This window comes from Synechococcus sp. R55.2, from assembly GCF_047462075.1.
Taxonomy (GTDB): Bacteria; Cyanobacteriota; Cyanobacteriia; order Thermostichales; family Thermostichaceae; genus Thermostichus.
Genome location: NZ_JANSIH010000290.1, coordinates 1 through 22302, shown reverse-complemented (window position 1 = coordinate 22302; position 22302 = coordinate 1). Strand labels below are relative to the sequence as shown.

At 57.7% G+C, this 22302-nt stretch carries 22 protein-coding genes and 1 other RNA gene; 9 read left to right on the top strand and 14 right to left on the bottom strand.

The genetic code is table 11. The features are described from left to right. Nucleotides 1–38 precede the first annotated feature (38 nt). The 5 genes from NW838_RS09555 (at nt 39) to NW838_RS09535 (ending at nt 2873) form a co-directional block, all read left to right on the top strand. Nucleotides 39–755 carry a ribulose bisphosphate carboxylase small subunit gene (locus NW838_RS09555; RefSeq protein WP_414427934.1) on the top strand — a complete coding sequence of 239 codons (717 nt, stop codon included), beginning with the start codon at nt 39–41 and terminating at the stop codon, nt 753–755. A gap of 66 nt (nt 756–821) precedes the next feature. Beyond that, nucleotides 822–1487 carry a hypothetical protein gene (locus tag NW838_RS09550; RefSeq protein ID WP_414356983.1) on the top strand — a complete coding sequence of 222 codons (666 nt, stop codon included), beginning with the start codon at nt 822–824 and terminating at the stop codon, nt 1485–1487. A gap of 26 nt (nt 1488–1513) precedes the next feature. Further along, entirely contained in the window at nt 1514–2236 is a 723-nt protein-coding gene (locus tag NW838_RS09545; RefSeq protein WP_414329208.1) for a carbon dioxide-concentrating mechanism protein CcmK, read from the top strand. A gap of 72 nt (nt 2237–2308) precedes the next feature. Then, nucleotides 2309–2406, top strand: an RNA gene (gene ffs, locus NW838_RS09540) — signal recognition particle sRNA small type. A gap of 62 nt (nt 2407–2468) precedes the next feature. Then, entirely contained in the window at nt 2469–2873 is a 405-nt protein-coding gene (locus NW838_RS09535; protein WP_414329207.1) for a hypothetical protein, read from the top strand. Between the two features lie 333 nt (nt 2874–3206). On the opposite strand, the gene serS is transcribed toward NW838_RS09535, so the two are convergent. The 4 genes from serS to NW838_RS09515 form a co-directional block, all read right to left on the bottom strand. Then, a complete protein-coding gene (gene serS, locus NW838_RS09530) occupies nt 3207–4514 on the bottom strand; it encodes a serine--tRNA ligase (protein WP_414356981.1) in 1308 nt (435 codons plus the stop codon). A gap of 33 nt (nt 4515–4547) precedes the next feature. Continuing rightward, nucleotides 4548–5540 carry a ketol-acid reductoisomerase gene (ilvC, locus tag NW838_RS09525; RefSeq protein ID WP_414356979.1) on the bottom strand — a complete coding sequence of 331 codons (993 nt, stop codon included), beginning with the start codon at nt 5538–5540 and terminating at the stop codon, nt 4548–4550. 63 nt (nt 5541–5603) lie between these two features. Then, nucleotides 5604–7085, bottom strand: coding sequence for a glycosyltransferase (locus NW838_RS09520; RefSeq protein ID WP_414356976.1), 1482 nt, complete (start codon nt 7083–7085; stop codon nt 5604–5606). 187 nt (nt 7086–7272) lie between these two features. After that, nucleotides 7273–7734: a YlqD family protein gene (locus NW838_RS09515; RefSeq protein WP_011433386.1), complete on the bottom strand. Its 462-nt coding sequence runs from the start codon at nt 7732–7734 to the stop codon at nt 7273–7275. A gap of 278 nt (nt 7735–8012) precedes the next feature. Between NW838_RS09515 and hemC the strand changes: the two genes are divergently transcribed. Next, nucleotides 8013–8999, top strand: a complete 987-nt coding sequence (gene hemC / locus NW838_RS09510; RefSeq protein WP_414427933.1) for a hydroxymethylbilane synthase — start codon at nt 8013–8015, stop codon at nt 8997–8999. Nucleotides 9000–9100: 101 nt separating this feature from the next. Here hemC and NW838_RS09505 read toward each other — a convergent pair whose 3' ends face one another. From NW838_RS09505 to NW838_RS09460, 10 genes are all read right to left on the bottom strand, one after another. Further along, nucleotides 9101–9394, bottom strand: coding sequence for a hypothetical protein (locus tag NW838_RS09505; protein WP_414427932.1), 294 nt, complete (start codon nt 9392–9394; stop codon nt 9101–9103). A 696-nt stretch (nt 9395–10090) separates the two neighbouring features. After that, nucleotides 10091–11581 (bottom strand): DUF2157 domain-containing protein, encoded by a 1491-nt coding sequence (locus NW838_RS09500; protein ID WP_414427931.1) that lies wholly within the window; start codon nt 11579–11581, stop codon nt 10091–10093. 17 nt (nt 11582–11598) lie between these two features. Further along, on the bottom strand, nt 11599–12345 hold the full coding sequence (purC, locus tag NW838_RS09495; protein WP_414344193.1) for a phosphoribosylaminoimidazolesuccinocarboxamide synthase: 747 nt from the start codon (nt 12343–12345) through the stop codon (nt 11599–11601). 10 nt (nt 12346–12355) lie between these two features. After that, a complete protein-coding gene (locus NW838_RS09490) occupies nt 12356–13915 on the bottom strand; it encodes a sugar transferase (protein ID WP_414356968.1) in 1560 nt (519 codons plus the stop codon). A gap of 353 nt (nt 13916–14268) precedes the next feature. Then, a complete protein-coding gene (locus NW838_RS09485) occupies nt 14269–15006 on the bottom strand; it encodes a class I SAM-dependent methyltransferase (RefSeq protein WP_041436582.1) in 738 nt (245 codons plus the stop codon). A 77-nt stretch (nt 15007–15083) separates the two neighbouring features. Then, nucleotides 15084–15926 carry an FAD-dependent thymidylate synthase gene (locus NW838_RS09480; RefSeq protein ID WP_414356965.1) on the bottom strand — a complete coding sequence of 281 codons (843 nt, stop codon included), beginning with the start codon at nt 15924–15926 and terminating at the stop codon, nt 15084–15086. A gap of 183 nt (nt 15927–16109) precedes the next feature. Then, the gene (locus NW838_RS09475; RefSeq protein WP_414351985.1) at nt 16110–16880 is read right to left on the bottom strand and encodes a DUF4397 domain-containing protein; all 771 of its coding nucleotides are present in this window, start codon (nt 16878–16880) and stop codon (nt 16110–16112) included. Nucleotides 16881–17063: 183 nt separating this feature from the next. After that, nucleotides 17064–18353, bottom strand: coding sequence for a bifunctional sterol desaturase/short chain dehydrogenase (locus NW838_RS09470; protein WP_414356963.1), 1290 nt, complete (start codon nt 18351–18353; stop codon nt 17064–17066). 145 nt (nt 18354–18498) lie between these two features. Next, nucleotides 18499–19023: a DUF192 domain-containing protein gene (locus tag NW838_RS09465; RefSeq protein WP_414352063.1), complete on the bottom strand. Its 525-nt coding sequence runs from the start codon at nt 19021–19023 to the stop codon at nt 18499–18501. A 72-nt stretch (nt 19024–19095) separates the two neighbouring features. After that, on the bottom strand, nt 19096–19272 hold the full coding sequence (locus tag NW838_RS09460; protein WP_414427930.1) for a hypothetical protein: 177 nt from the start codon (nt 19270–19272) through the stop codon (nt 19096–19098). Nucleotides 19273–19356: 84 nt separating this feature from the next. On the opposite strand from NW838_RS09460, the gene NW838_RS09455 reads away from it, so the two are divergent. The 3 genes from NW838_RS09455 (at nt 19357) to NW838_RS09445 (ending at nt 22047) form a co-directional block, all read left to right on the top strand. Then, nucleotides 19357–20640, top strand: coding sequence for a serpin family protein (locus tag NW838_RS09455; RefSeq protein ID WP_414427929.1), 1284 nt, complete (start codon nt 19357–19359; stop codon nt 20638–20640). Nucleotides 20641–20751: 111 nt separating this feature from the next. Beyond that, the gene (locus NW838_RS09450) at nt 20752–21366 is read left to right on the top strand and encodes a Uma2 family endonuclease (RefSeq protein WP_414350202.1); all 615 of its coding nucleotides are present in this window, start codon (nt 20752–20754) and stop codon (nt 21364–21366) included. 93 nt (nt 21367–21459) lie between these two features. Further along, nucleotides 21460–22047 carry a hypothetical protein gene (locus tag NW838_RS09445; RefSeq protein ID WP_414427928.1) on the top strand — a complete coding sequence of 196 codons (588 nt, stop codon included), beginning with the start codon at nt 21460–21462 and terminating at the stop codon, nt 22045–22047. The last annotated feature ends 255 nt before the right edge of the window (nt 22048–22302 follow it).

Genomic DNA, 22302 nt, shown 5'->3' with positions numbered 1-22302 from the left:
CTGACATAGCAGAGCACCAGGGATAATATCTGCGCCTGTTGGGGATAGAACCCAAAGGCAGACGGCGGGTGCTGGAGAAGGTCATTCAAACCCCGCAAGGCCAGGTGAGCAGCAGTCCTGCAGGAACCGGCGTGGTGGCAGATACGGCTCCTGCGGCAGGGGGCAGTGCCGGCCTGGATCTGGAGGTGCAGGAGGAGGTGCATCGGCTGCTGGCTCAGGGCTATCGCATCGGCTACGAATATGCCGACGAGCGCCGCTTCAAAACCTCTTCCTGGCAGAGTGGGCCGGCCATTCGCGCCACCCGCGGGCCAGAGGTGTTGGCTAAGCTGACGGCTGCCCTGGCGGAGCACCAGGGAGAATATGTGCGCCTGCTGGGGATCGATCCCAAAGGCAAACGGCGGGTCTATGAGCGCATAATCCAAACCCCTAGCGGAAAATCTGCTGCTGCTGCCGCGGCTCCTGCTTCTGCCCCCAAGGGATCCCCTTCTGGCACCCGCCTCAATGCCGAGGTGGTGGCTCAGGTGCAGCAGTTGCTCAGCCAAGGCTACCGCATCGGCACCGAACATGCGGACAAGCGCCGTTTTCGCACCTCTTCTTGGCAAAGCTGTAGCCCCATCGAGGCCACCCAAGTGCCGCAAGTGGTGGCAGCTCTGGAAGCCTGTCTGGAGGAACATCGCGGCGAATACGTCCGCCTGCTGGGTATTGACCCAAAAGCCAAACGGCGAGTGCTGGAGCAGATCATCCAAACCCCTTGAGGGATCCCAGCTTTTTTTGACCTCTGTTGGTTCAAGTCCAACCCCCCAGCGATGAGGAGCACCCTGTTGGCCTCTACTTTGCCCAACTCCATGACGCTCCGCACCTTGCTCGGCCAAAACGGCGAAACTCGCTATTTTGTCAGTGGTGAGGTGCAGGTGGAAGCTGGGGTGGGGATTGGGGCAGGGGTGCTGCTGCGGGCTAACCCCGGCTGTCGGATCTACATCGAGCGCGGCGCGTGTATCGGCATGGGATCCGTTCTGCACGCCTGTGGGGGATCCCTCATCGTGGAGGCGGGCGCAACCTTGGGAATGGGGGTGCTGGTGATCGGGCAGGGCACCATCGGCAAAAATGCCTGCATCGGCTCGGAAACCACGGTGCTGAATTGTTCGGTGCTCAGCCAAGCGGTTATTCCCCCCGGCTCGCTGATCGGGGATCCTACCTATGGTTTCGATCTCCAGGAGGCGGGCGGCAGCAAGCTCACCCCGGCAGAACCCTCGCCGGCGGCAGTGGAAATGGCTCCAGAGATGTCGCCTGAGCCGTCTCCCCCACCCAGTTCTCCGGTGGCCAATGTTGAAAAGCAAACCCGCCGTTGGCACCAAGAAAAATCCGACTCCCCAGAGACCAAAACCCATAAGCTCAATGGGATCCCTGGCCATTGGGAATTGGATCGCCTCTTGAGCAAGATTTATCCCCATCGACAGGTGCTCTCCTCTGGGGATAGCCGGCTCTAATGGCTAAACTGGCGTGAGTAGTTAGGATGCCGATGTCAACCTCCCTGGGCCTGATTCAGACGCGCAGCTTTCCGGTCATCGTGCGCATTGCCGACGCTATGACCAAGTCGGCAGGCGTGACACTGATCGGCTTTGAGAAAACCTCGGGGGGCTACTGCACAGCCATTGTGCGGGGGGGAATTGCCGATGTGCGCATTGCCATTGAGGAGGGCATTGAGCTGGCCCGCCAGTTTGACCAAGAGGAGATCTCCAGTTTGGTGATCCCGCGCCCCCTGCCCAACTTGGAAGTGGTACTGCCGATCAGCAGCAAGCTGTCTCAACTGGCACAAAACCGCGGCTACAGCCGCCTCAGTAACTTGGCCGTGGGCCTGCTGGAAACTCGCGGCTTCCCGGCAATGGTGGGAGCTGCCGATGTCATGCTCAAAACCGCGGATGTCCAACTGGCGGCCTACGAGACCATTGGGGATGGCCTATGTACGGCCATTATCCGCGGTACAGTGGCCAACGTGGCCATTGCCATCGATGCCGGCATGTACGAAGCAGAGCGCATTGGGGAATTGCACGCGGTGGCAGTGATCCCCCGCCCTCTGGACGAACTGGAGCAAGCGCTGCCCGTGGCCAGTTGTTTTGTTGCTCAACCGGTTACCCTGCCGGTAACCCTTCCTCAAGTTCAGGAACAGGAGGTGCAGCGCAGCGATACAGCCGTAGAGCGGATCCCTGTTTATCTGGAGCCGCCTGAAACTCCCTAGCCCCCTGAGAAACCCATCTGTTGCCCAAGAAAGCCGAGCAGGGCAGAGGAGAAAAATGCTAGGCTACTGGAAGACCTGGGTCCGTGCAGCTCCGACGCCCAAACCGTGTCAGGATCGGAAGATAGCAGCACCACGGGATGCTCTGAGCAGGCGCGTCAACCCGGGTCGCCCTTTGCAGCCCTACTTCTCTCTGCTGGGTTCTCTCCTCCTTGCCCTAGCAGCGCATTACACTATGTCCGAAACAGACAATCCCCTCGCCAACTGGGCTCAAAAAGCCTTTTACTTCGGCATGGGTTTGGCGGCTGTGGCGGCGGATAATGCTGCCAAGGTGGCCAGCAAAGCGGGTATCCGTCTGATGGAGTTGCGCAAGCAGGCGCAAGCTTTGGTGGACGAGCTGGTGGAGCGGGGGGCGATGACCGCTGAAGAGGCGCGGGCTTACATGGATGCCATCGCCGCCAACGCCAACCGCAAGGGAGAAGACAGACAAACTGCCGGTCCCCGCAAGATCACCATCGACGACATTAGCAATGCCGAGGGCGAGGCAGGCACGGCCATCGAACTTTCAGAAGCGGCCCGTTTGCGCCAGAAGATCGCCGAATTGCAAGCTGAGTTGGATCGCCTCAAGGGCAAATCTTGAGCGGAAGGACAGCCCGGCAGGAAGGTAGGAATGCATTGCTTCCTAGCTCCTCTCCCCTTTTGCATAGCGGAAGCGGTACCGCAGAGCACTTGGGAAGTGTCTCAACCTAACTTGAAATGACCCTAAAGATTGAGGCTACCGTCAGGTGGATCGTCTCTGTGAAGTGTTAGGGATCCTCGCCCTTTAGAGCCGGGGGCAGGTCAAGGTTGTTCATTTCAGAGGTTTCAAAAAACTGCCGTGAGACAGCTTGCAATTCTCCGTCGTCGGAGAAAAGATGGGAACACCCGCCTATCTGGGCAGGAGCATCTCAATCCAATCTTGTTGAGTTTGAGCTCAGGCAGCAGGAATGAGGATCCCGTCTTCCGAGAGAAAGCGGGAGCTGAGAAAGGGACGCAGCGCCTTGGGAATGCGAATCGAGCCATCCGGCTGTTGGTGATTTTCCAGCAGGGCAGCCAGAGAGCGCCCCACCGCCAAGCCAGATCCGTTCAGGGTGTGGACAAACTGGGTGCCTTTCTGGCCGGCTTCTTTGTAGCGCAGGTTAGCACGGCGGGCCTGAAAGTCCCAGCAGTTGGAGCAACTGGAGATCTCGCGGTATTGATTTTGGGAGGGGAACCACACCTCCAAGTCAAAGCAGCGGGCTGCCGCAAAGCCCAAATCGCCGCTACACAGCTCCACCACCCGGTAGGGCAGCTCCAGCATCTGTAAGATGGCCTCGGCATCCTGCACCAGCTTCTCGTGTTCGGCTTCCGATTGATCTGGGCGAGTGACCTTGACCAGCTCCACTTTTTGAAACTGGTGCAACCGGATCAGCCCCTTGGTGTCGCGGCCATAGCTGCCCGCCTCACGGCGAAAACAAGGGGTGTAAGCACAGAAGTAGAGAGGGAGGGACTCCGCAGGGATTACCTCATCCCGGTACAGATTGGTAAGGGGAACTTCCGCCGTCGGGATCAGCCACAGGTCGTCGTCAGCACAGCGAAAGCTGTCTTCGGCAAACTTGGGCAACTGCCCCGTCCCCTGCAAAGCGGCGCTGTTGACCAAAAAGGGTGGGATCACCTCGGTGTAGCCGGCTGCAATGTGGCGCTCCAGCATCATGGCAATCAAAGCCCGTTCCAGGGCCGCGCCCGCCCCTACCATAGCCACAAAGCGGCTTTGGGCCACTTTGACCGCACGGCCAATCTCCAGCAACCCCAGTTTTTCGGCAATCTCGTCATGGGGAAGGACAGGATGGGCCGGCTTTAGCTCCTCACCCCAGCGGCGCACCTCTACATTGTCGGCCTCATCTCGGCCAACTGGCACGCTGGGCAGGGGCAAATTGGGCAGGGTGAGCAGCCGAGCGCGAATCTCCTCTTCCAGCTCTCGTTCCCGCTGCTCCAGTTGGGCGATCTCGGCCTTGAGATCCACCCCCCGCTGCCGTAGGGCAGCCACTTCGGGGCCCTGGGGATCCGCCCCCTGGCGGAGGATCTCGCCGACTTTTTTGCCGAGACTGTTGCTTTCAGCCTGCAGGGATCCCTTGCGGGTCTCCAACTGCCGCCGCTCCCGATCCAACTGCAGGATCCCGTCCAGATCGACTGTGGCCCGGCGATTTTGCAGGGCTTGGCGTACTTGTTCAGGGCGATCCCGCAGCAGCTTCAGATCCAGCACAGAGACGGCCTACACTTAGCTCCAGATACCCGACTATTTCTTTAGCCAGCTAAACATGGCCCGCAGCTCCTTGCCCACCTGTTCGATGGGGTGTTCGGCCTCGCGCCGCCGCATCGCTGTGAACCCCGGCTTGCCGGCCTGATTTTCCAAGACAAACTCACGGGCAAATTGGCCGCTTTGGATCTCGGCGAGGATCCGTTTCATTTCAGCGCGGGTTTGCTCCGTGATGATGCGGGGGCCACGGGTGTAGTCGCCGTATTCTGCCGTGTTGGAGATGCTGTGGCGCATTTTCTCCAAGCCCCCCTCGACAATGAGATCCACGATCAGCTTCACCTCGTGCAGGCACTCGAAGTAGGCCAGTTCCGGCTGGTAGCCCGCTTCCACCAAGGTTTCAAACCCCGCTTTGATCAGAGCCGTCAGCCCACCGCAGAGCACCACCTGCTCGCCAAAGAGGTCGGTTTCGGTCTCTTCCCGGAAGGTGGTTTCCAAAATGCCGGCCCGCGTGCCACCGATGGCTTTGGCATAGGCCATGGCCCGCTCCCGTGCCATTCCCGAGGCATCTTGATAGACGGCAAACAGGCAGGGCACCCCTTCCCCCGCTTGGTAGGTGCGCCGCACCAAGTGCCCAGGGCCTTTGGGGGCAACCATGATGACATCCACGTCTGCCGGCGGCTGGATCTGCCCGAAGTGAATGTTGAAGCCGTGGGCAAAGAGGAGCACGTTCCCCGGCTGCAGGTGGGGACGGATTTCGCCCTGGAAAACGGCCTTTTGCACTTCATCGGGCAGCAAAACCATTACCCAATCGGCGGCGGCGGCAGCATCCGCCACCGTTTTGACCATTAAGCCGTCTTGCTCGGCTTTGGGCCAGGAAGGGCTGCCAGGGTAAAGGCCAACGATGACCTGGACACCGCTATCGCGCAAATTGAGGGCGTGGGCGTGGCCTTGGCTGCCATAGCCGATGATGGCAACGGTTTTATCGGCCAAAGGCTCCAGGTTGGCGTCGGTGTCGTAGTAGAGGCGGGCCATGGTCGAGCAGGGCGTGAGCAGGTGCTTGACTAGGATAGCAGGATTGGATCCAACTTGCTGACCTCAAGCGCCGTGATGAACAGTTTTCACCCACCTTAGGCGCTTGGGCTGTACACACATGCGAGCGGTTGTGGCGATCATAACCGGCAGCCAGTGGAGCATGTAGACCAAGCCCAGGGCGGTGTGCCACCAAAGTCGCCGTCCGCGCAAGCCCTCCACCTGGCGTAGCCCCCGGTAAAAAGCCACCGTCAGGCAGCCCATCACCAGAGCGTTCAAGGGGAGCAGCACCGAGGAGTGGCCCGTCAACAGCACCCAGAGGGTATCGGGAACCAAGGCCATCGGCAGCAAGTACTGAGAAATAAAGAAGGCCCAGAGATCTACTGTTTTGGCCATCCCCATGCGGCGACTGAGGATCCCTGGCCAGTAGTCGAGATAGCGCTGGTAGCCCCCTTCCGCCCAGCGGCAGCGCTGGTGCCAGAGGCTTTTCCAAGAGGTGACCCCTTCTTCGACGATGGCCGGCTCTGGCAGAAAGGCGATATCTACGCCCGCCAGGTGCAGCTTAAAGGTGAGATCCAAGTCGTCGGTGAGGGTGGCCTCGTTCCAGCCGCCGCACTTTTCCAAAACATCTCGCCGCACCAGTTGGCCATTGCCGCGTAGCTCGCCAATGCCCCTCACAGCCACGCGCTGCTGCTGGAAGTAAGCATCAGAGGCCATTTCCGCCACCTGCCCCAGAGTCCAGAAGTTGACGTTGGGGTTGCTCAGGGCCTTGCGCACCTGGACAGCGCCTACCGTCCGTCTGCTGAAACGGCTGCGCAGGCTTCCCACTTGAACAAACAAGGGCAGAGTGCGGGCAAGAAAATCCGAAGGCACCACAGCATCGGCATCGCAGACCAGGATGATCTCCCCTTGGGTGAGGGGCAGTACCTCGTTGAGGGCGCCGGACTTACCCCCGCCCCGCCCCGGCTGCCGCCGGTAAACCCGCAGATGGGGGATCCACTTTTGGGCTTCCCGCAGAACGTCAGGGGTGGCATCGCTGCTGTTGTCGTCGATGGCCCACAGCTCCAGATGGCTGGTGGGGTAACGGAGCTGGGTCAAGCTGTGCAACAGACGCGGGAGTACTGCGCTCTCGTTCTTGGCCGGGATCAACACAGCCACACGGGGCAAGGCCAGCCCGCCCAACTCAGAAAGCCCGCTCTGCCCATCCCGTTGCATTGGCAGGACAGAGTCATTGTTGTTAGGGTCATCGCTGTTATCTGTTGACCTGGGATCCCGGCGGGTCGCAGCGGCAGGAGGAAGTCTCAGAGGGGGCAGGGAGGTCGCCGGTTGCAGGCGAAATAAGCGGCTAATGTGGATCACCATGAACGTGGCCAAACCAACGGTGATCCAACGGGCCGTCGGCACCACATGCATCAGGCTGACCAACCCCCACACCATGGCCAGAACCAGCAGAGCCTTGAGACGGCGGCGCTGGGCTGAGGTGAGCAACCAATCGGGAAGATGAAGATCCTCGAGAGGCTCTGGCTCTGACCAGACGAACTCAGACATGGGAATCCTCCCCCGGGCGGCAATGTTACCCAACCTCGCCAGCCTGTGCGAGCGTTAACCCAAAGGCTGTTAAGAGGTTGTTACCTATTGTCACCCATTGTGTTGGCGAAACGGAGTTCTCGAGAACCTACAGGCGAGAAAAATTGGGGATCCCGACTGCCGCTTCTCCGGCAAGGGGGTGAGTAGCCTATGGGTTACCGCGAATCTCTTTGATCACCCCATCTTCCAGAAGGATCTCGACCTGCATTTTCTGGATCAGGTTGTCTCCTTTTTGGACTCGGAAGAAGCTCTCCACATTGCCCTGCAGCACTTCTTGGTTAAGCTCCAGGGTGCTCAGTTGGTTGATCTGCTGCAACAATTGGTTTTTCTGATCCAAGAGGCGGATTTTCTGCTCGTTCACGCGGCTTTTCACCGCTTCCACCTGTTGGAGCACTTGGGGGCTGTTGGGGTTGGGGCTCTGTTTCTCCAGTTCGGCAATAGCCCGCTTGCCCTGAAACTCCAGCTGTTGCATCTGAGCATCGGTGGCTTCGATCTGCCGCTCCAATTGCTCCTGCATTTCCTTTTTCCAAAGGGGTGTGACCACCACCTTAACGGGAATGTTGCGTTTGAGCAGTAATTGAGTGCCGTTGCTGACGTTGTTTTCTTCCATAAGACTCATCCAGGCAGACGACCAACCAAACCAGGGGCTTGTGCCCATTGTAGAAAGCTCCCCTCAAAAGCTCTGGGGTTGGGGAAGAGGAGCTTGACAGACCGGATCCTCCCCCGCCGAGCCGGAGAATCCATCTACTTATCCTACCGGCTGGGATCCCTGCGGTAAAGTCTTGATTTCGGGAAACTGCAATTTTGGTTAAGGATCTTAAAGGCCGCCGCCTTGCCCTGGCACAGATTCGGCTAGCGTGAGAGACAGTGTTCTTTTTTGCGGCAGCCATGAGCGAACGGGCCTCGACCCCTTCCAAGCCCTCTGCTGGGATCACCAAGCCGGTGCGGATTGCCTCTCGAAAAAGCGAGTTGGCTTTGGTGCAGACCCAGTGGGTGATGGGTCAGTTGCAAGAACACCATCCGGGATTACCTCTGGAGCTCAACACCCTCTCCACCCAGGGAGACATCATCCTGGATGTAGCCCTGGCCAAAATTGGAGACAAAGGTCTCTTCACCAAGGAATTGGAGGTTAGCCTGCTCAACGGCAGCAGCGACTTGGCGGTACACAGCCTTAAAGACTTACCCACCCGCCTGCCGGAGGGCTTGGTGTTGGGGGCGATCACGCGGCGGGAGGATCCCCTGGATGCTTTGGTGGTGGGGGAAAAGTTCCGGGATTACCGACTGGCCACCCTGCCAGAGGGGACGGTGATCGGCACTTCATCGCTGCGGCGGCTGGCCCAACTGCGCCATGCCTTTCCCCACTTGCACTTTAAGGATGTGCGGGGCAACCTCAACACCCGCTTGGCTAAGCTGGAGCGGGGAGAGTACGATGGCCTGATTTTGGCGGTGGCCGGCTTGAAGCGTCTGGGCAAAGCCGACCGGATCCACGAGGTGTTGGATCCCAGCGTGTCTCTGTACGCGGTTGGGCAGGGATCCCTGGGAATCGAGTGTCGGCAGGGAGATGAGCGGATTCTGGAGCTTATCCGACCCTTGGCCGATGCGGAGGCCACAGCCCGCTGCTTGGCAGAGCGAGCTTTCCTGCGGGCTTTGGAAGGAGGGTGTCAAGTGCCCATTGGCGTTCACAGCCAAGTCCAAGGGGAGGCGCTGCACCTAACCGGTATGGTGGCCGACCTGGATGGCCGGCGGCTCATCCGCGATACTCAGACGGGATCCACCGCCGATCCCGAGGCAGTGGGGATGGCTCTTGCAGAAAAGCTAAAACAGCAGGGGGCCGACGAGATTTTGCAGGCCATTTTTGCCCAGGCCCGCCGTTAGGCTTTTCCACCCTTTCTGAGTAAGCTTTGAGGTCTGCAGCCAGGGGGAGTTGAAGAAAAGGGGGGCACGGAAGTCCCCCCTAAGGCAAATTTCACTCAACTTCAAATGGGAAACTCGCATTCACAGCAGCAGTATCTAAGCTCTAGCTTAGCTTGCAAAACCGCCGTATCATCTTGAACTACTAAGGTCACTCGGTTGTTGGCAATCTCTGCCGGCGAGAGGGTTAGGGTTTTGGTGAAGGTTTGGCCAGGCGGACTTGGGGAAGTATACAAAAACCCCGCTTGAGTTAAAGTCCCGCCGTTGTATAGGTAGTACTTGTCGTTCCCGGCATTAGGAGTTGTGTTACTTGTTGCCTGCAAGTTATTGCGATAGGTAAACGTAAGGGTGCCTCCCATCCGGCAGCCCGTTTTACAAGGGGGGCTCCATTGGAAGGTATGAGCAAAGAGTTTATTGGCTTGGCGCTCTCCCCAGTTGACTGTCCCGAAAGGGCCCTGGAGAGTTGTCCAAATTTGGGGTGGAACCTCCGATGGCAGGGGGGAAGCAGGGTTTGGCGGAGGAGCGCTGAGGGTTACTGAGCGCAACACCATGGGTCTCGAGCACGGAAGGCCAGGCAGAGGTCTTCGCTAAGGGGCCAAAGGAACATCGCGGAATAGCTCATCTACAGTTTCTGAGGATTCTGCCGGAGCTATGGGAACTGGGGAGGGTATCGATCTAGGCACAGAAGGCATAGGCTGCCTAGCTGGCCCTGGAGCCTGAGCCACCAAAAAATGATCTCGAGCCAAGGCAGTACCTGGAAGAAAACCACTCTCCCAAAACGGTGTGAGTAGTAGAGCCAAAATGCCCAAGTGAAGCCCTGCTTTCATCTGTGTTCTCCAAACCTTAAAAGTATAGAGATGCCCGTTCTTCCTCAGTTACAGCTAAAGCCGACGGAGAGGAAAAATAATCTGGTAGCAAAGACTTTCCGGAATACGAGCAGGTTCCTCAAACCTTGTGAAATTTAATTAAGCTTAATTTAGGTCTTTGCCTTAAGGTGCGCTTAGTTAAACCAAATTAAACCAAGCGGACTTGGCTTCCCAGAAGGGAAAGAAAACTTAGGATCTGGAGAAGATGCGCCGCTCAAACTTCAGCCCAATCCAGATCACCCCGATCCCACAAACCACCAACGCCACCGACTTGGCCAACAGGCCGGTTGGGTACTCGAAAAAGCGGGTCAGCACCACCAGGGTTAGCCCCAACAGTCCCTGCCAGAAGCGCCCCCGCCGCCCTTGCTGTAGCCCTTCCCAGCAGAGCACTGCTGACAGCCCCAGCAACAGCAAGGTCACTATCCAGGGGGCAAAGAGGACCAAGGCTGCTCCTGCCGTCACGTTCAAAGGCACAGCGCTGCCGATCCCCAGCAAAAGCGCCAAGGCAACCAGAGAAATCAGAACAGCAGCATCCTTCAGCCAAGACGAAACGGGCTGGGATCTCTTCTCCTGCCAACCCTGCCACCAGCCCCAGCCCGTCAGCAGCAGCAACCCCACTGCCGACAAGCTCGCCCAGGGATCCCCAACGTTCCAGAGGGGATCCTCGGAAAGATCGACCCACGTCCCGACAAAGCTCCAGACATAGAGCAGGACACCCAGCCCCAGCAGAGCCAAGTTCTGGGCTGTCGGGGCCAAATCCAAGCCTTGCTCCAGCTCGCCGGGAAGCTCTGGATCCCTTCCTTCAGTTAAAACCCGGCTTAGCCAAGGCTTATGGCGTTGGTGCCACAGACCCAACCCCCACACAACTGCAACACCAAGCAGATGCAAAAGGGTTAAACCTTGGAAAGAGCTGCCCAAACGCTCGGCTAACCCTTGCAACGCCAGGCCAAAGTTCACCACGGCCAGGGCAAAAACCCAGCGAGAGCAACACCAATAGGCCAGAGGAACCAGCAGGCCCAGGGTCAACCAAGGATAGAGGAAGTTGACAGTCCCCCAATCCACGAAGTCGGCTACCATCCCCAAGCCCAGCAGAAGGCAGGCCAGTACACCACTGGGGCTGTGACGCAAGCTGTAGGCCATGGCCAAACTGCCCATCCCCCAGGCCCAAAACAAGCCTGCCGCAGATCCCCCAAGCTGAACCCACTGGGCCATCAGGCCAATACAGGCTCCCAGGGTCAGTTCACCGGCTATCAGCAGGGCGCTACCCAGACGCTGGGATCCCTGCTGCCAAACCTGGAAGCCAGCCACCTGCAGCCCTACCATGAGGGCCAAGCACCCCCAGGCTCTTGCCCAGCGGGGAATGGCAGCCCAGTTGGCCGCCACAAAGGAGATCACCCCTAGGCCCACCAGAACTGCGCCAAACAGCAGCAGCACCAGGGCAAATCGCCCGCCGGCTGAGCGTTGCAAACTCTCCAGTTGGTAATACTCCCGCAGGCGATCCCGTTGGGCAGGTTCGATCAACCCCTGCTCCACCCAGGTGTTCAGCAGGTCGGCCAGTTGGCGGCGGAAACGCTCGCCGGGGTAGGGGGGGCGGGGAGAGGTCATGGCGGGATCCCGACAAGCGAAAGGAGGCTCGGGCGTTAAAGGAGTGGGATCGCTGAGGCGATTATAGTCCCTCACCCCTGGCTCCTCTCCCTCTAGGAGAGAAGGAATTGGGATCCCACTGCCTGAAGCACCCGCTGCAACACCTCTTGATAGCCAGCCACCGGATCCCCCAGATCAAAGCGAAAGAGATCTTTATCCAGCACCCGCGGCTCAGATCCCCCCCGATCCCAAAGACGGCAGGTATCGGGGCTAATCTCGTCGGCTAGCAGGATCTCTCCCTTCTCGTCCAGGCCAAACTCCAGCTTAAAGTCCACCAACTCTAGGCGGCAGCTTCGCCAGAAAGCCTGCAGATGGTTGTTGATGGCCAAAGCCAGGGATCCCAAGCGCTCCACCTGCTCCGGCGTGGCCAACTGCAATAGGCGGATGTGATCTGGGGTCACCAAGGGATCCCCCAAGGCATCGTTTTTGTAATAGAACTCCACCAGCGGCGGCTCGATGGGAAGGCCCTGCTCCAGGCCCAGCCGTCGGCAGAGGCTACCCGCTGTGCGGTTGCGCACCACCACTTCCAAAGGCAGGATGTGCAAGGCTCGCACCTGCATCTCGGTGGGGCCGGTTTGGGCCAAGAAATGGTTGGGGATCCCTTGCTGCGCCAGGTAGGCAAACACATGGCTGGAGACGGTGCAATTCACCTCTCCCTTGCCGGCGATGGATCCCCGCTTTTGGGCGTTGAAGGCCGTGGCGTCGTCTTTGTATTGGCAAAGATAAACCCTGGGATCGGCAGTGCGGTAGATGCGCTTGGCCTTGCCCTCGTAGAGCAGCTCTTGGGGGGAGAATGGCATACGCTAACCCCTAGTATCCGGCCAGCCGTCCGCGGATCCCTTGCCAGAAGGTGATGGCCAAGATGCGCAGATCCAGCCACAGCGACCAGTTTTGCACGTAATAGAGATCATACTGGGTGCGGCGGGCAATGCTGGTATCCCCCCGTAGGCCGTGGATCTGGGCCCAGCCAGTCAGGCCGCTTTTCACCAAATGCCGATCAGGATACTTGGGGATCTCCTGGCTAAATTGCTCCACAAAATAGGGCTGCTCTGGGCGAGGCCCCACCAAGCTCATTTCTCCCTTCAACACGTTCCACAGTTGGGGCAGCTCGTCCAGGTTGGCGCGGCGCAAAAAGGCTCCTATCTTGGTTCGGCGCGGATCCCCGGGGCGCGTCCAGCCCGGCTGGCCGGCTGCCTCAGCATCCACTCGCATGGTGCGAAACTTGGCAATCCAAAAGCGGCGGCCATCCAAGCTCACCCGCTCCTGCCAGTACAAGATGGGGCCAGGGCTAGTGCAGGCTACCAGCAGGGCAATAATCAAAAACAGAGGGCTAAGCAAGATCAGGCCCAGGGAAGCTCCTAGGATGTCTACAGCTCGCTTGAGGAACCGGTTGTGGGCGTAGCGCAAAGGGGGCTGACGCAGAGTTAGCAGCGGGATCCCGTCGAGAGACTGCAGGCTGAAGTTCACCGTTAAAAAACTTAAGATATCCGGCACCAAGCGCACCTGCACCGACAATGTTTGCAAACTGAGCAACAGAGGAGCAGTTGCCAGCTCCGGTTGCCCAAACCACACCTCCTGCACTTCTGGGTGGGCTTGCAGATAGGCAATCAAATGGACCAGATCCAGACGCTCAAGAGCCGACCAGGAAGGCTCAAGCTGACTGCACAAGCAGGAGAGGGTTCCTCGGGATGAGCCGGACAGAGTCCTGTCGGCAGACTCAACCCCGCCAGAGGTAGGGCGGGCGGTGTTTAGTACTGGATATGAATCTTGACAGGGATCCCCATTTTGAGATGGGGGATCTTCCTCAAAAGAGCCTTGCTCTACGCCTGCCCAGGCGACTACCTGGAAGCCCAACTGCGGGGATCGCTGCAATCGCTCCAACACTTCCGCCAACACCGACCAGGATCCCACCCAGATGACCTGCCGCCGACCGTAGCCCCTAGAGCACAACCAGCCCATGCCCAGCCGCAACCCCACCCGTACCAAAGTCAAACTCAGCAGAGCCAACAAGCCGGCGTAGCCCACCACCAGCCGCGACAAAGAGACCGAGCGAACGAAAAAGGCCCCTGCCAGCACCAAACCAAACGTCAATCCCAACCCCACCAGCAAACTGGCCCATTCTTCAAAGCGAGACAAGCGCTTCGACTCACCGTATCCGCCTAATCCCGCCTGAATGCCCCAATAACTGAGGGCGGTCAACAATCCCAAGGCCGCGTAGACATCCCAAGGCAAGAGCTGATGAGGACGCAAGCTGCGCAGCCAGTAGCCCGCCCCAAAGGCCAACCAAATACAAAGGCCATCGCCAAAACAGGCCAAGGGCACCCACAAACGATGCAGATCCAGACGAGTTTTATAGCCGCGTTCGGCCAAGGGTTATCTCCTTCGGCATCAAGACTGTTGACAATCTTACAGAAAAGATTGTGCATCTGAGGCTATTGGACAAGATCAGTGTTGACCAAAACTTGAATGGGTAGCCCTCACCAGATAATTCTATTGACGGCCCTTCCCAGCTTCAAAGGACTTCATGCTGCTGACACAAAATAAGTTCTTTAAGTAATTGGGATCCTCATCATGCAAGAGATAAAAATCCCTGTTGAGTGGGTTAAGTACCGTCGGAAAAGGCTGTTGTAGAAACTACCAGAATTGCAGACATTGGATGTCGAAACATGAGAGTTTAAGCAATGATCAAAGTGCAGTCTGAGGACAGCAATGATGACAGGATACTACGATTTCGTTGCCGGGCCGGCTACTGCCAGCAGAGATACACCAAAGGGCAGAGAAAACTTAGGTATCAGATAGGCTTCTGCAGCAAAAATACCCGTCAGCAGTCGATTGAGCCAAAGCGGCGGCATTTTCAGATCTTGGCTTTCCCTCAGGCGAAGCACTTTCTGCATTATGCGGATCCCTGAAATGATTGGGAAAAGAAAACTGTTGAAGAAAACGAGGGTATAAACTTCTAGACCTGAGCTTTTAAGCAACGACAAAAGTTGCCCGCGGGTATATCGTCTCTTGTGATGATTAAGCTCATCATGTAAACTCCACAGCCACGGATAAGCCGGAACAGTTACAACTAAGTAGCCAGATGGGGTTAACCTTTGACTGAGGGCTAGGAGAGCTTCTTTGTCATTCTCCAGATGCTCCAGCACATCCAGCAAAGCAATCAAATCAAATCGTTGAGAACCAAAGGGGATCCGGTTTGGCAACTCCCCCTCTGCCACGATCCCAATACCGCGAGCTTGGGCCAGCGGCAGTGCAATTTCACTCTTTTCCATAGCCCAAACTTTGCCAAATCTGGACAACATCTCCAGGTTGCCGCCGCTACCACAGCCAGCTTCCAAAATATAAGCAGAGGGGGGAAGCGACAGGGATCCAATAACCCGACTCAGAATGTGACGGCGACCCAAAAACCACCAATGCCGGTCTTCCAAGCCTGCCATTTGCTCATAAGCTTCGGGATCCATACCCGTAACCCAACAAAAGATCAAAAACAGGATTAGCCGCAGAAGGGGTTAGCAGAGCATATCTATCTAAACTAAGTTTAGGGGGATAATCGAGCCTTTCCCCAGCGATGCTTACGATACCAGGCCGCCACGTGGGGACACCACGCTTCAAAGTGGGGCCAAATCAGTTCACACAGATGTTGAATTTCTCGTTGAGCATCTTCTTTGGCTCGTAAATCCAAAAAATGCATTAGACTACGGCAATTGAAAGAGACCACGAAGTGTTGTCGGATCCCGTAGCCAATGATGTTGCGAGCATCTTCATAGGGCAATCCGCACTCTTCTACCAGGCGATAATAAGCAATGGCCTGGCTGCGATATTGCGCAAGAATGATATCCAAAGCTTCGGGGGAGATGGGCCTAAAGCCTTGGCGGGTTTTGGCCTTGCCCTCTTTGACGCTGGCAGGAATGTAAAACAAAGTTTCCAGCTCTTGCAAAGACAACGAGGACTCCGTCCCGCCACTGTGCTCCGCATCGCTGACGCAACCGTAGCCGGTCTCGCCAACAGGAGCAGCAGTCTCGGTTGTGCTCCGCACCGCTGACGCGAACAAGAGCTTTTTGCCCAAATCGGCAATTTGCTGGCCTGTATATCGGAAGGATTGAACATCAAAAGAAATTCCCACCCGATGAGTACGGGCCTGTTGCATGACAGCATGGGGAAAATAGCCTACCCCAAACGTGATCTGAGGATGCTCCAGAGGCCCATAGTGGCCACGGTTGCCCTCCAGCAAATGCCGCACCACGGCCTCTCCATACTTTTCCGGGATCCGGCTTTCTGAGGTGACAAAATCAGGGCTGTAATCCTGGTGCATTGCCTGGTAGATGACCCGTTCTGGATCTGGGGTTTGATTCAGCACCACAACTTGAAACAAAGCATCCACAGGCTGCATCCCCTAGTGCTTCGCACCGCATGTTAGGATTCTGGGATCCTTGTAAGATCATATTGGCAGCGGAGAACGCCAACGGCATTGGCCTGCTCCACCACAGAGCATATTCCCTATCTGCCCCCACCCTGAGGTATTCCTTAACTCAGTGTAAGGAGAAGAGAGACCGAAACACCTTGGCTATAGGAGCCTGCGAGCTCGAGTTTCCTCTGCCAGCACCAGGCTTAGGGCCGGATTGCTGCGCAACAATCCCGCTACATAGAGGGTATAGACTTTCCCCGCCTCCAACTGGAGGTCAAACCGCTGCAGGGGAATGCTCCGGCTGGGAGCCGACTGCACACCTGGCGCGGAGGCTGAAGGGGCTATGGCCACTTGAATTTGGGTAAAGCCGGGGCGCATAGCTTGAAAGGTGGATACTTGTCCAAACGCCAACTGGGGCAGCAGTACCCGCCCTTGCTCCCCTTGCCATTGCAGGGCCGGCGCATCAGGGGCAGCATGGACAAACCGCACCAGGGCCTGATCAAAGGGCGGATGGATGTTGTCTTCCAGCACCAGGGCCGTCATGCGATTCGGCTCGTTGGCAGCAACCACCGAGAATACTCCCCCGCCCCTGAGATTGGCTACGGTTCTGGCCGCAACCAAAGAACTCGCAGGCTGGCCAGGGTTCTCAGGCGTTGAAAACAAAACAATGTCGTACTCGCCCGCCGGTATGCGCACGTACTCGCTCACCGAGCCATAGGCTATGCCCCGAGCAGCTCTCACCCCTCCCACTTCCAAGTCGATCCGAGGGGCATTGGGGGCCACATGCACCAAGCGCACTTGGACTTCAGAAACTCCCGCAGATGCCGAAGGCATCGGGATGGCACAGCCGGACAAAAGCCCCGACATCAACGATCCACCCACCACGCAGAGTACTGCGCTCACCCACTGTCGCACCATGTTCACGCTCACTCCTACTCCTCACACCCAACGCTCACCGGGGATCGAGCTGCTGTATTTCTGCAAACCCAAGGAGGGCACTCTCGCTCCCCAAAAGTTCCCATTGGCACGCCAAGGAACCTGCTCTTGTCTTACTCCACTTTTGCGCCCAATGCCATAGAGCTATGGAACGGGTTGGGATCTAGTTCCTTTTAACTAAACCAAAGGCAAATCACCGGACTTCGCCTCACCTGCAGGATCTGGGTTGGGGGCAGGGATCCCTGTCTGGGGAGACCGACGGCTAAACAAGCGGAAATAAGTGCTCACAGCCAGCTCTTTGAGCGGGAAAAGCAAGTAGGTCAGGGGGTTGATGGTGACGATGATGTTGCGGCAGTCTCGTTTGGCCTGGGCCAAGATCTGAGCGGCCACCCAATCTCCCGACATAACCCCAATGGGATTGAGCTGGCTCTTGAAGGGGCCGAGGATGAGCTTGCGCACTGTGCAGGGAGCATCGAGGCGGCGCAGAGTAACCAGATCGCCTAGGGCCCGCTTGGAGAGCTCGTAGAGGGGACTGAAAGCAGGGCTAGCCTCAGCCTCTGAGGTGTTCACCCACACCTCTTTGGTGGCCATCTCAGGGTTGCCGCGCACCGTCTGGAAGAACAGCTCCATTAGGCGCCAACTGGAGAAAGTGTTGACGGCATAGGACTGGCGGACAGACTCGGGATCCCGTTGCCTGTGGACGTTCAGGCCGTGGTTGAGCACCAAGATATCCACCCGCTCCAGCAGCTCAGCCAGGGATCCCTCTTGCCCCACCTGCCAGCGAACGGTCTCCACCGGCTGGATCTGGCCGTCCACTTCGATGTGAACCGAATCCGAATGGGAGCTGAGGGCGATGACTTTGGCCCCCTGCTGGTGAAAATGCTTGAGCAAGGCCCGGCCCAGGGTGCCGGAGGCGCCGGTGACGGCTACTCGCTTGCCTTTCAAGGAGAGACTGGTGCCCATGAGCCGATCTACGAGAGTCAGGGTGCCGCAAAAATAGGCGTTGGTATCGTCGAAGTGGTGCCGCCAGTGGTAGGCGCGGTTGACATGCCATTGGCTGGGAGGAACGGGGAAAGGCCCCGGCTGGTGCGTGATATCCGTCTGCAGGGCCAGCCCCCAACCCCGCAGCATACCAGCCACCCAGAAACTGGCCGAGTAGACCACCCCCACCGCTGCCGCCAGGCCGTACGGCAGGGATCCCCAGCCCAACACCACCACCCAAGGGATCCCGGCCAGGATCATCGTCGCCGCTTCGGGAACGTCGTGGTGCCACTGGGATTCTCGGTACAGCTGTGCATCCACCACGCTAAGGTCGGGGCGGAACAGGCGGTGGTGCAGGATGTGTTTGGGCATCAGCCAGGGCCACCGGTGGGCCAGCCAATGGCGCACATCCCGCACGATCTCAGCCCAAAGGATGGAGGCTAGGGCGACGGCCCCCACCCCTATCCAATGACTCGCGCTATCCATAGGCTCGCTCGCAGTAGCCAAACCAATCCTGAGCTCGCGGTCGCCTCTTTTATGGACTCAGTTGGCGACTCTCAAAAATCATCGCAAAAATTCTTCAAAAGATCATCTTCGAGCCCGTCTTCCTTGTCCCCAAGGGAGGGAGAGATCAAGGGGCTGCGGGCTGAAGCTCTCGGATCTCGACCGGATCTCCAACGGCCAAACCCAAAGCAGCAGCCGTCCCGCCACGGAACTCCAGCACACCGTCCACCAACTGGGAAGGAGGCGGCCCATAGGTGGGGCAGGGTTGGGCGGGGCAGCCGGGCACATCGGCGGCAATGTACACCACCTTGCCTTGGTGAAGGAAAATGATGTCCAGGTTGATCAGGGTGTTGAACATCCAAAAAGAAGCTGGCTGGGGCGGATCAAAGGGAAACCACATGCCCCGATCCGGCGGCAAATCGGTGCGAAACATCAGGCCCAAGCGCTGTTGCTCAGGGGTGCGGGCCACCTCTAGCTCAAAGCGTTGGCCGGCAAGGGTGACTTCGGCTTCAACCGGCAGTTGCTGGGGCTGCCCTATGGCTGGGGGGGATGGAGAGATGGCTTCGGTTACCTGAGTTTGTGAGGCGGGAGATCTCTCCGTGGCAGCAGTACATCCCAAGCCGGATCCCAGGAGCAGTAGAGCCAGGCCCAAGGCGACTCTGCACCCTTTTGGAACGTGTATCGTGAACAGAACCATGTGGCACTCTCCTGTGCAGGCTTCATCCTATCGCGCCAGGCGCTGCTGCCGCGACTTGGCCAACCGGATGCAGAAAGTTCCCCCCTGGGAGGGCCTTGCCAATTCTTGCTTGCCGGAAGCTGCCTGCGTCTTTCCACCTTGAGCGCAGCGGAAATGGCGTCCCTGGGCAAGAGCAGCCCGCAACCGACCCGATAGCATAGCCATAGACTTTATCGTTCCCCACCCTGCCAGGAGAGCCGTATGAAAGACCCTTTCAATTTCAATTTCAATAGATTCAATAGATCCTCGGTGAGCTGGATCCCGCTTCTGGCTCTGCTGGGTTTACTGAGCCTGGGCCTCTGGCCCACTCACGGGATGGGATCCCGTTCACAGGAAACCCCGGTGCGGATTCCCTTTGAGCCAACGGTGACCTATGGGGAAGGGTATGGGGAAAAGACCGTGGCCCAACAAGCCCAAAGCCGCTTTGCGCTGAAACTGTTTGATCACCTGCTCCGTCAGCAGCCCCAAGAGAACCTCTTTTTCTCCCCCTTGAGCATCCGCCTGGCCCTGAGCATGCTCTACAACGGCGCCTCTGGGGAGACCCAAACGGCAATGGCCGAGGTACTGGAGGCACAGGACCTTTCCCTCAATGAGTTGAACTGGAGCAATGCCCAAATGGTGGGCTGGCTGGCGGAGGGATCCCCGGCAGGAGGGCCAGTCCAGGTGCAAATGGCCAACGGCCTCTGGGTGGATCAAACCCTCACCTTACAGCCCCAGTTTTTGCAGGCTTTGGCCACCTACTACCAAGCGGTGGTGAATCGGGTGAATTTGGGATCCCGGCAAACGGTGAACCAGATCAACGGCTGGGTGGCCGAGCGCACCCAGGGCAAGATCAACCGCATTGTGGATCGCCTCAGCCGCGAGGATTTGATGGTTTTGCTCAATGCCATCTACTTCAAAGGCGAGTGGACTCAGCCCTTCGATCCGGAGCGCACCCAAACTCAGCCCTTTACTCGGTTGGATGGCCGCCGCGTCCGAGTACCCATGATGGTTCAATCAGGTCGTTACGACTACCTGGAAACCGAGCAGTTGCAGGTGGTGAGCCTGCCCTACGGGGAAGGAGAACTGGAAATGCTGATCCTGCTGCCCAAGAAGGGAGTGAAGCTGGAATCGCTGCGGGCAGAGCTGAGCCCGGAAACTTGGCAAGAATGGACGGGATCCCTGCGCCCCCGTGCAGGTTCGGTGCGGATCCCGAGATTTGAATTGGCTTATGAAACGGATCTCACTTCCGTTCTGCAGCAGTTGGGCCTGGGAGTTGCCTTTTCCAACCGAGCCGATTTCAGCCAGATGACCCCAGAGCCAGCGCGGATCAGCAGAGTCCTGCACAAAGCAGCAATTGAAGTGAACGAAGAGGGATCCGAGGCGGCAGCCGCTACTGGGGTGATCGTCTCCCGGACTGCTGTCGACCGGCAAGAGCCCTTTCAATTTGTGGCAGATCGGCCCTTCTGGTTTGCCATTGTGGCCTCCGGATCCGGCGGCAACCCAGCGGCCCAAACCGTGTTGTTCATGGGATCCCTGGTGGATCCTAAATAAGGGGATCCCTCAGGGCAGCTTGCTGACTTCTTGCCGGGCCTGCAGATTGCTCTTCAGGATGTGTTGACTCCAGACTGGCTCCCTTAGCCGTTTTTCATTGCGGAGGTCATGATGGTCGAGGTTTTGGAAAGAGAAAAATTGGCCGAGGCACCTGCTGATAGTTCTCCGGCAGCTTCTCGAAAAATTTGGACTGACGAAGAGTTTATGGCTTTACCGGAGGATGGCAATCGCTATGAGGTTGTGAACGGAGAACTGGTTACCGTGGGCTCGGCAGGTGCAAAGCATGGGTACTACGTAAGTTTGATTCACATCATTCTGGGCTCCTACGTTCGCAGTCAAAGGATTGGATTTACCTTCGATTCCGATACTTCCTTCAAAATGAAATCCGGCAATCGCCGTTCTCCAGATTGTTCTTTCTTTTCCAAAGAACGGCTGCAATCTCTGGGCGGGATCCCAAGGGGTTATATTGAGGGATCCCCAGACTTGGCTGTAGAAGTTCTCTCCGATGCCAACACCGTTGGAGAGATCCATGATAGGCTCGTTGAGTATTTTGAGAATGGATCCCGGCTGGTCTGGATCATTCATCCTGAAGAGAAATACGTTCTGGTCTATCGCCGGCCTGAGCCTGAAGCATTGAAGAAACCCGGCGACATCCTGGAAGGTGGAGAGGTGATCCCTGGATTTGCGCTGGATTTATCAGAGTTTTTTGCCGAGCCGGAGTTGTAGTTTTTCACCAACGCAATGCCCGGATAAGATGCCTTCAGCGCCTAGGGAAAAGCAACCCCTGTTAAGCTAGCCTAAGCAGTGGGATCCCATTTCATGGCATTGGTTTATCCGCAGGTTCTGGAGCGCAATCCCAAACGGCTGCGCATTGCCCTACAGCGGTTTACCTCTCAGCAACTGGCTTGGCGGGCGGCAGGGGGCTTGGTGCTGCTAATTTTGGGATCCCAACTGTGGGCCCGTTCGCCGCTGTGGGGGTTGGTGGCTGTGGGGATGGGCCTGTGGGCTGGGATCCCTTGGGGGTTGGGGCAGATCCTGAATCTAGATTGCCAAAGCCAACGGGTGACCTTGACCCGGCTGGGTGGCCCTTGGGGCTTTTGGCGGCAGCAGGTGTTTTCCTATCCCTTGGCTCAGTTGCAAGGAGTACGGCTGCATCGAGTGGGTCAGGAAGTTTTGGATAACCAAGCTCAAGAGAGTTTTCAGGTCCAAAGCCAAGTGCGGCTGCAGTTTCACAGCGATCCTTCTAAACCGGAGCTGAACGAGGAGGTCATCGCCTGCTTTAGCAGCCAAGTCGGCATCAAAGGGGACGAACCAGAAGCTTTCGTGCTCTCTCAGCGGCTGGTGCGCTGGATTCAGAACTATCTATCCGAACACTCAGGAAACCTAAGAAACAACTCTTCACCCTGAAAGCCCCCTTTTCGAGGATACTGCCCCACCGTTCCAGTAGACTCAAACTTTGCTCTCCTTTTCGGGGAGTTTTCGGGGAGATGGGGAATTGTTGTCACAGTGCTTGATCCTGGGTTAGAAATGCTACCGAAAAGCAGCGTACTCCTTGACACTTTCTAAACTTAACTTAATCGACAACCTTCATGAGCGCCTCCTGGGATCTAGGTTGTGTTGATCTTTCATTTGAGCCAAAAGAGAGCACTGACGAGATAGAGA